Source organism: Vibrio sp. R12-SW3-ISO1, from assembly GCF_059834005.1.
In genome coordinates, this window is record NZ_JCBDGK010000055.1 from 1 (window position 1) to 5,085 (window position 5,085).

General features: G+C 50.4%; 2 tRNA genes and 2 rRNA genes. All 4 read left to right on the forward strand.

The features are described from left to right. The first annotated feature begins 142 nt into the window (after positions 1 to 142). Positions 143 to 1,696 (forward strand): 16S ribosomal RNA (locus AC6R0R_RS18505). Positions 1,697 to 1,757: 61 nt separating this feature from the next. Next, a tRNA-Ile gene (locus AC6R0R_RS18510) sits at positions 1,758 to 1,834 on the forward strand. Positions 1,835 to 1,955: 121 nt separating this feature from the next. Next, positions 1,956 to 2,034 (forward strand) — tRNA-Ala (locus AC6R0R_RS18515). 342 nt (positions 2,035 to 2,376) lie between these two features. After that, a 23S ribosomal RNA gene (locus tag AC6R0R_RS18520) occupies positions 2,377 to 5,085 on the forward strand; the annotation flags it as partial.

Sequence of the window (5,085 nt, forward strand, 5' to 3'; positions counted from 1 at the left end):
GGAAGCTTTGGCTTCAAATTAGGTTTCAATGAACTGAGTGACCATTGAATCTTCGGATTCAGCACAGTCAATTCAAGTTTTCTAGGAACTAGCTTCTAGTCACTAGGAACTTATCAGTATTCATTGAGCCGAACAAAACTTTAAATTGAAGAGTTTGATCATGGCTCAGATTGAACGCTGGCGGCAGGCCTAACACATGCAAGTCGAGCGGAAACGAGTTATCTGAACCTTCGGGGAACGATAACGGCGTCGAGCGGCGGACGGGTGAGTAATGCCTGGGAAATTGCCCTGATGTGGGGGATAACCATTGGAAACGATGGCTAATACCGCATAATGCTTTCGAGCCAAAGAGGGGGACCTTCGGGCCTCTCGCGTCAGGATATGCCCAGGTGGGATTAGCTAGTTGGTGAGGTAAGGGCTCACCAAGGCGACGATCCCTAGCTGGTCTGAGAGGATGATCAGCCACACTGGAACTGAGACACGGTCCAGACTCCTACGGGAGGCAGCAGTGGGGAATATTGCACAATGGGCGCAAGCCTGATGCAGCCATGCCGCGTGTATGAAGAAGGCCTTCGGGTTGTAAAGTACTTTCAGCAGTGAGGAAGGTTCATGCGTTAATAGCGTATGGATTTGACGTTAGCTGCAGAAGAAGCACCGGCTAACTCCGTGCCAGCAGCCGCGGTAATACGGAGGGTGCGAGCGTTAATCGGAATTACTGGGCGTAAAGCGCATGCAGGTGGTTTGTTAAGTCAGATGTGAAAGCCCGGGGCTCAACCTCGGAATTGCATTTGAAACTGGCAGACTAGAGTACTGTAGAGGGGGGTAGAATTTCAGGTGTAGCGGTGAAATGCGTAGAGATCTGAAGGAATACCAGTGGCGAAGGCGGCCCCCTGGACAGATACTGACACTCAGATGCGAAAGCGTGGGGAGCAAACAGGATTAGATACCCTGGTAGTCCACGCCGTAAACGATGTCTACTTGGAGGTTGTGGCCTTGAGCCGTGGCTTTCGGAGCTAACGCGTTAAGTAGACCGCCTGGGGAGTACGGTCGCAAGATTAAAACTCAAATGAATTGACGGGGGCCCGCACAAGCGGTGGAGCATGTGGTTTAATTCGATGCAACGCGAAGAACCTTACCTACTCTTGACATCCAGAGAACTTTCCAGAGATGGATTGGTGCCTTCGGGAACTCTGAGACAGGTGCTGCATGGCTGTCGTCAGCTCGTGTTGTGAAATGTTGGGTTAAGTCCCGCAACGAGCGCAACCCTTATCCTTGTTTGCCAGCACTTCGGGTGGGAACTCCAGGGAGACTGCCGGTGATAAACCGGAGGAAGGTGGGGACGACGTCAAGTCATCATGGCCCTTACGAGTAGGGCTACACACGTGCTACAATGGCGCATACAGAGGGCGGCGAACTTGCGAGAGTAAGCGAATCCCAAAAAGTGCGTCGTAGTCCGGATTGGAGTCTGCAACTCGACTCCATGAAGTCGGAATCGCTAGTAATCGTGGATCAGAATGCCACGGTGAATACGTTCCCGGGCCTTGTACACACCGCCCGTCACACCATGGGAGTGGGCTGCAAAAGAAGTGGGTAGTTTAACCTTTCGGGGAGGACGCTCACCACTTTGTGGTTCATGACTGGGGTGAAGTCGTAACAAGGTAGCGCTAGGGGAACCTGGCGCTGGATCACCTCCTTATACGATGATTATCGTTTTGAGTGTCCACACAGATTGATATGGTTTAATTAGAGCATTCAGTGGGTCTGTAGCTCAGGTGGTTAGAGCGTTCGCCTGATAAGCGAGAGGTCGGTGGTTCGAGTCCACTCAGACCCACCAATTTATCTTTATGCTGCGTTAGATTGCTCGTTGTGTACTGATGTACACGGCCTCACAATCTGCCTTGCCTAAAGAGAAATTATCCCGGTCATAAGACTGTTAATGGCATTTATCCATCGATGGGGCTATAGCTCAGCTGGGAGAGCGCCTGCCTTGCACGCAGGTAGGTCAGCAGTTCGATCCTGCTTCAGCATCCACCATCTTTAAGTGTTCTTAGCAGAAAGAATCTTTAAAAATGGTCACTTCTTCGAAAGAATCTTGCTCTTTAACAATTTGGAAAGCTGACAAAACAACAATTTATTGTTGTTTGTAAAGTTCTCAAAGTATTCATATCTATGAATACACAAAAACACATTCAAGTGTTCTTGGGAATAAGTTATCTAGGAACTAGACACTAGTCTCTAGGCACTTATTCATATTTGAGTCCGGCAAAATCGAGTCTGCATCATGTTTAAATAATTGCAGACAACTTTGGTTGCTTAGTTTGTTTTCACTTTTCAAAGTGAAAGTAAATGAGCCAATAAGACCCTTTGGGGTTGTATGGTTAAGTGACTAAGCGTACACGGTGGATGCCTTGGCAGTCAGAGGCGATGAAGGACGTATTAACTTGCGATAAGCCCAGATTAGGTAGTAAAAACCACTCGAGTCTGGGATTTCCGAATGGGGAAACCCACCTGCATAAGCAGGTATCGTTATGTGAATACATAGCATAACGAGGCGAACCGGGGGAACTGAAACATCTAAGTACCCCGAGGAAAAGAAATCAACCGAGATTCCGAAAGTAGCGGCGAGCGAAATTGGACTAGCCCTTAAGCTTTATATGCGTTAGACGAACGGTCTGGAAAGTCCGGCAATAAAGGGTGATAGCCCCGTAGTTGACAACGCACATTCAGTGAAATCGAGTAGGGCGGGACACGTGATATCCTGTCTGAATATGGGGGGACCATCCTCCAAGGCTAAATACTACTGACTGACCGATAGTGAACCAGTACCGTGAGGGAAAGGCGAAAAGAACCCCTGTGAGGGGAGTGAAATAGAACCTGAAACCGTGTACGTACAAGCAGTAGGAGCAGGACTTCGTTCCTGTGACTGCGTACCTTTTGTATAATGGGTCAGCGACTTATATTCAGTGGCAAGGTTAACCATCTAGGGGAGCCGTAGGGAAACCGAGTCTTAACTGGGCGCTCAGTCTCTGGATATAGACCCGAAACCAGGTGATCTAGCCATGGGCAGGTTGAAGGTTGAGTAACATCAACTGGAGGACCGAACCGACTAATGTTGAAAAATTAGCGGATGACTTGTGGCTAGGGGTGAAAGGCCAATCAAACCTGGAGATAGCTGGTTCTCCCCGAAAGCTATTTAGGTAGCGCCTCGGACGAATACTACTGGGGGTAGAGCACTGTTAAGGCTAGGGGGTCATCCCGACTTACCAACCCTTTGCAAACTCCGAATACCAGTAAGTACTATCCGGGAGACACACGGCGGGTGCTAACGTCCGTCGTGGAGAGGGAAACAACCCAGACCGCCAGCTAAGGTCCCAAATTATAGCTAAGTGGGAAACGATGTGGGAAGGCTTAGACAGCTAGGATGTTGGCTTAGAAGCAGCCATCATTTAAAGAAAGCGTAATAGCTCACTAGTCGAGTCGGCCTGCGCGGAAGATGTAACGGGGCTAAGCTATAAACCGAAGCTGCGGCAATACCTTTTAGGTATTGGGTAGGGGAGCGTTCTGTAAGCCGTTGAAGGTGTGTTGTAAAGCATGCTGGAGGTATCAGAAGTGCGAATGCTGACATGAGTAACGATAAAGGGGGTGAAAAACCTCCTCGCCGGAAGACCAAGGGTTCCTGTCCAACGTTAATCGGGGCAGGGTAAGTCGACCCCTAAGGCGAGGCCGAAAGGCGTAGTCGATGGGAAACGGGTTAATATTCCCGTACTTCAACTTATTGCGATGGGGGGACGGAGAAGGCTAGGTGGGCCTGGCGACGGTTGTCCAGGTTCAAGTGCGTAGGCTTGAGAGTTAGGTAAATCCGGCTCTCTTTAAGGCTGAGACACGACGTCGAGCGCCCAAGGGCGTGAAGTCATTGATGCCATGCTTCCAGGAAAAGCCTCTAAGCTTCAGATAAGTTGGAATCGTACCCCAAACCGACACAGGTGGTCGGGTAGAGAATACCAAGGCGCTTGAGAGAACTCGGGTGAAGGAACTAGGCAAAATGGTACCGTAACTTCGGGAGAAGGTACGCTCTTGACGGTGAAGTCCCTCGCGGATGGAGCTATTGAGAGTCGCAGATACCAGGTGGCTGCAACTGTTTATTAAAAACACAGCACTGTGCAAAATCGTAAGATGACGTATACGGTGTGACGCCTGCCCGGTGCCGGAAGGTTAATTGATGGGGTTAGACTTCGGTCGAAGCTCTTGATCGAAGCCCCGGTAAACGGCGGCCGTAACTATAACGGTCCTAAGGTAGCGAAATTCCTTGTCGGGTAAGTTCCGACCTGCACGAATGGCGTAATGATGGCCACGCTGTCTCCACCCGAGACTCAGTGAAATTGAAATCGCTGTGAAGATGCAGTGTACCCGCGGCTAGACGGAAAGACCCCGTGAACCTTTACTACAGCTTGGCACTGAACATTGAGCCTACATGTGTAGGATAGGTGGGAGGCTTTGAAGCAGGTACGCCAGTATCTGTGGAGCCGACCTTGAAATACCACCCTTGTATGTTTGATGTTCTAACTTAGCCCCGTTATCCGGGGTGAGGACAGTGCCTGGTGGGTAGTTTGACTGGGGCGGTCTCCTCCCAAAGAGTAACGGAGGAGCACGAAGGTGGGCTAATCACGGTTGGACATCGTGAGGTTAGTGCAATGGCATAAGCCCGCTTGACTGCGAGAATGACAATTCGAGCAGGTGCGAAAGCAGGTCATAGTGATCCGGTGGTTCTGAATGGAAGGGCCATCGCTCAACGGATAAAAGGTACTCCGGGGATAACAGGCTGATACCGCCCAAGAGTTCATATCGACGGCGGTGTTTGGCACCTCGATGTCGGCTCATCACATCCTGGGGCTGAAGTCGGTCCCAAGGGTATGGCTGTTCGCCATTTAAAGTGGTACGCGAGCTGGGTTTAGAACGTCGTGAGACAGTTCGGTCCCTATCTGCCGTGGGCGTTGGAAGATTGAAGGGGGCTGCTCCTAGTACGAGAGGACCGGAGTTCGGGTTGTGATGCCAATCGCATTGCCCGGTAGCTAAGTTCGGAATCGA